Annotated in this window: 2 protein-coding genes, 1 tRNA gene, 1 rRNA gene and 1 pseudogene; 3 read left to right on the top strand and 2 right to left on the bottom strand. The window is 58.2% G+C overall.

All coding sequences use genetic code 11. The annotated features are described in order from the left end of the window. Together rrf and VWZ87_RS03540 are read left to right on the top strand one after the other, a co-directional pair. Positions 1-91, top strand: a 5S ribosomal RNA gene (rrf, locus tag VWZ87_RS03535); the annotation flags it as partial. A gap of 148 nt (positions 92-239) precedes the next feature. Then, positions 240-316, top strand: a tRNA-Met gene (locus VWZ87_RS03540). Here the strand turns inward: VWZ87_RS03540 and VWZ87_RS03545 are convergent. Beyond that, positions 273-1,922 (bottom strand): recombinase family protein, encoded by a 1,650-nt coding sequence (locus VWZ87_RS03545; protein WP_416534510.1) that lies wholly within the window; start codon positions 1,920-1,922, stop codon positions 273-275. The genes VWZ87_RS03540 and VWZ87_RS03545 overlap by 44 nt on opposite strands. A 620-nt stretch (positions 1,923-2,542) precedes the next feature. Here VWZ87_RS03545 and VWZ87_RS03550 point away from each other — a divergent pair. After that, positions 2,543-3,735: pseudogene (locus VWZ87_RS03550) on the top strand (DUF932 domain-containing protein). A 66-nt stretch (positions 3,736-3,801) separates the two neighbouring features. Here VWZ87_RS03550 and VWZ87_RS03555 read toward each other — a convergent pair. Next, positions 3,802-4,410: hypothetical protein (locus tag VWZ87_RS03555; RefSeq protein WP_416534509.1), on the bottom strand; the 609-nt coding region annotated here is incomplete at its 5' end.

Consider the following 4,410-nt stretch of genomic DNA (forward strand, 5'->3'; position numbering starts at 1 on the left):
ACACCCGGTCCCATCCCGAACCCGGAAGTTAAGCACTGTTGCGCCGATGGTACTGCGTCTTAAGGCGTGGGAGAGTAGGTCACCGCCAAACCTAGCAAAATCCATAAACTCTAAACGATAACAATAAAAAATACCTTCAGATATACCCCTCTGAAGGGATAAATGCTCAATCACAACATCAGTGATAAAGCAATTAATGGCTCAACTCGCGCAACGCGCCAGAGCCTGAATAAAAATGTCGCGGGATGGAGCAGCCCGGTAGCTCGTCAGGCTCATAACCTGAAGGTCGTAGGTTCAAATCCTACTCCCGCAACCAACGATTTCTGCGAAAGCAGGTTGTCCAAAGCCTCGGCCTCCGAAAGGAAGTCGGGGTTTTGCTTTCCGGCTGCAAAGCGCACGATCGCCCCCAGGTCGCCGCGAAGGGCGATGGAGAGTTCGCCGTTCTCGGGCACGAGGCTGATTTCATCCACAAGTGATCTAAGCACGTCGACGGCGGCGCCACGATCTTCCTCGGATTGCAGGTTCTCGCAGAGCTTGGTGATCCGATCCTGATACATCTGCGCCATGTTCGGGTGCAGCAATGGCGGCGGCTCATCGGCATTGTCCAGGAGCTCGCTCAACTGCGACTTCCTCGCCTCCAGCTTCTCGGCTTTGTCTTTAAGCTTTGCTGGCGGGAAGCCCTGAAGAATGGCATCGACCATCTTGTCGAGCTCTCGGTCAACCTTCTCGAGTTCGCTCCTCCAGCCGGCCAGGTCGGCTCCGCGCTCGATCCGGAGCCGATTTACCTCTCGCATGAACTCGGCACAGAATTCATTGAAGAGTTCCGGCGACATGAGATGCTTCCGAAGGCCATTTAAGATCGACGCCTCCAAGACATCCCGACGGATGTTCAGACGGTTTTCGCATGTGCCCTTGTTCCGTGACGCTGCGCAGCCAAGAAGGTCTTTCGAGATCAGGGAGTACCCACCACCACAGCACCCGCACTTGATTAAGCCGGCGAAAAGATGCTTCGGCCGCCGTCTATCGTTCATCGGATTGCTGCCTGTCGGCGACGTATCAAACGAAAGGCTCTTTTGCCTTTTCTTCACTGCGTCCCAGAGATCTTGGTCCACAATCCGAAGGTCCGGGACTTCCTGGACAACCCAGTCACTTTCGGGGTTCGGGCGGGAGACGCGCTTACCGGTGTCTGGATCCTTCATGTATCGCAGGCGGTTCCAGACCAGCCGCCCGATGTAGAGTTCATTGTTGAGAATCCCCGTCCCTCGTTTCGGGTTTCCATGGATTGTCGACGGCCCCCACTCCTTGCCCTGCGGTCCCGAAATGCCCTCCCGGTTCAAGGCCATTGCGATCGTCCGCGATGATTGTCCGGACAAGTAATCCCTGAAGATGCGCCGAACGACGTTTGCTTCGGCTGGGTTGATCTCCCGCTCGCCCCGATCGTCCGGATCAGCCGTACGAATGACGTCATACCCATAACAAAGCCCGCCACCGGAGCGACCCTTCTCGACGCGCCCGCGGAGACCGCGCCGGGTCTTGTCAGCTAGATCCTTTAGGAAGAGTGCGCCCATCGTTCCCTTGAGACCAATGTGCAATTCGCTGACCTCACCTTCAGACAGCGTCACGATACTCACACCTGCAAAGCGCATCCGCTTGTAGAGCCCGGCAATGTCCTCCTGATCTCTAGAGAGACGATCCAGCGACTCCGCGAGGATCACCTCAAAACGGCCCTTCAGCGCATCCGAGATCAGTTCCTGAACGCCGGGCCGAAGCAAGGACGCCCCGGAAATCGCGCGATCCGTGTAGCTGTCGATGATCGTCCAGCCTTCTCGCTCTGCGCGTGCACGACAGATGCGAAGCTGGTCCTCGATCGAAGCATCACGTTGGTTGTCAGATGAATACCGAGCGTAAAGCGCTGCCTTCATGCGATAGCCCCCTTAATCGCGGAGGCGAGCCTGTGCATGCCGCCTGTTCTCTGTCTCAATGAAATCTCTCGCCGCCTGCCGCGCCAACAAGCGAACAAGGTTGACCAGCCGCGGATCATCGCCGGCAGAAGTGAGGCGCGCGATGTTGTTCTCAGCCGCTCCGCTACCCCGAGATGAGATTTGGGCGTCTGTTGACGCGTCAGCCCCCGGCCTATGTTTGCGGTCCCATTCCATGGTTGCCAGCCTGCCAGAGGGTGGCGCGCGTACGAAGGAAAAAGCCAATGCACAATAGAGGGTTGAAGGTGGGGTGAGCGCACATTTTCGTAGCTTGGCGTATAGATGGCTGCTTTGGCGTCGCGCAAATCGGCGGCCCGGAAACCGGAGATACTGCGCTGTTCTATGCGATTTCTCACCTTTTCGGGGTCCCTAGCTGTGGCGGGGTCCGGCGACCATTGCCCAAACGAAGTCTGCCATAGGCTGCCCGAATCGCGCAACGCGGGTGTGCTTTAGGCGCGGGAAGCCGCCACTGACCCGGCGAAAGAGCAAGAGACTGGAAGGGGTGCCGTGACGGGTTGAGGGCTGGAGGAGAGGCCTCCGGCGCCCGTCGCGGAGGTTTTCCAATGAACAGCGAAATTATCGATGCCGGGCGTGATATGAGCGGCGGCTACAAGGTGGATGTGTCGCGCGGCACGAACGTGGACCGCGTGTCGTCCGAGTGGTTCTCGCGGCCAGATGACGAGCGGTATCTTTCGCTCGACGATCTCTTTGCCTCGGTCAAGTGCCGGGCGGAGCGGAGCCGGACGCGCACGGTGGAGAGTGCGGCGATCCGGGTCGAGGCGCATCGCGAGAACCCGGAAAAGCTCGGCCTTGTCCTGCCGGGCACGGATGAACCCATCGCGCCAACGCATTGGTCCTTCGGCCAGCTCTCGAGCCTCGTCGGCGCGCCCGCGGCCTATCTGCGGCAACTTCCCGCGCCGCTGGCCGGGATCAACCTCCAGTACGGTCTGACCAACCACCGGGCCGAGCAGATCAAGACCATGGAGGTCGCGGATGGTCGCACCGAACTGCGCGCCGTGACCGGCCCCGACTATGGCCGCATCTACGACCATGAACTGGTCTCCGCCGTGCAGCGCATCGCGGGCAACGGCACCGGCGATACGCGCTGGAAGGTGCCGGGCGTGCTCGACTGGTCGACCGGCATCTACAACCCGCGCGTGGACGTCACGAAGGAGACGACGACGCTCTACGCCTCGGACCGCAACGTGTTCCTGTTCCTCGTCGACGACCTCAACCCGATCGAGGCGGGGCTGCTGCCCGATGGCTCGCCGGACCTCTATTTCCGGGGGTTCTATTGCTGGAACTCCGAGGTGGGTGCCAAGACGCTCGGCATCGCCAGTTTCTATCTGCGGGCGGTCTGCCAGAACCGCAACCTGTGGGGCGTCGAGGACTTCCAGGAGATCACCATCCGCACTCGAAATACGCCGCCTCCCGCTTCGCCCACGAGGCCGCCCCGGCGCTGAGCCGCTTCGCCGAGTCCTCGCCCGCGCCGTTCATCGACGGTATCCGCGCGGCGCGGGAGAAGATCGTTGCGCGCTCGGACGAGGACCGGCAGGACTTCCTCCGCAAGCGCGGGTTCTCGAAGGCGGAGACGGGGCGGATTGTCGAAACGGTCCTGGCCGAGGAAGGCCGTCCACCGGAAAGCGTCTTCGACTTCGTCCAAGGGATCACGGCGGTCGCCCGGTCGAAGCCGCAGCAGGATGCCCGGCTGACTATGGAGGGCAAGGCGAAAGTGTTATTGGAAAATACGGTGTAAGAGAAATATTGGGTGCGGGCGCCGAGACTTGCCCGCCACCCTAACAGCGAATTCAAGCAGGGATTTCTAAATCAAATGGCACCCTCGATGATCGAGGATGCGCTCTACATTCGAGTCTGCGGAATACTTTTCCCTCAGCCCCTTAAAAATAGCAGTAAATATCTCTTTCATTACTCGAATTGAATGATCAAAGTATTCCGAATCTACAACCAGTTTTTCCCCTAATTTCCCTCGTGCAAGCTGCTCAGCCTTCTTCAGGTATAGCTCGTTGACCTTTCCATCACCGTGGACATAGAGGTCTCTGGTCGCCTTTACTTCAGCATATTCTTGGATCAGGCGCTCTCCGATCTCTACACCTGCTACTGCTGATATGTACTCCGCATACTGTTTGGGACTTGCATACAGAAGATCTTGAACCCGTTTTTCGACTTGGTCTTCAATCAAGTCCTCCATAGAAGAGTAATCGAGTAAGTCACTCAAGCTGATTGACTTAGACTGACCTAAAGGAGCTCCGCCTTTTTGTGAAAGAGTGAGTTTCTTGGGGTATGCTTCCAAGATCAGTCTTACGACTTCAGCAATATAGTCTTCAGTTAGGCTGACGGCGACAATAATTGATTGTACGAATTCCTTTTCTGATATCCGTGCCTTGGCTATCGCACGCAAATCCTCAGTACT

The organism is Phaeobacter sp. JH20_37, from assembly GCF_048056015.1.
GTDB lineage: Bacteria > Pseudomonadota > Alphaproteobacteria > Rhodobacterales > Rhodobacteraceae > Phaeobacter > Phaeobacter bryozoorum.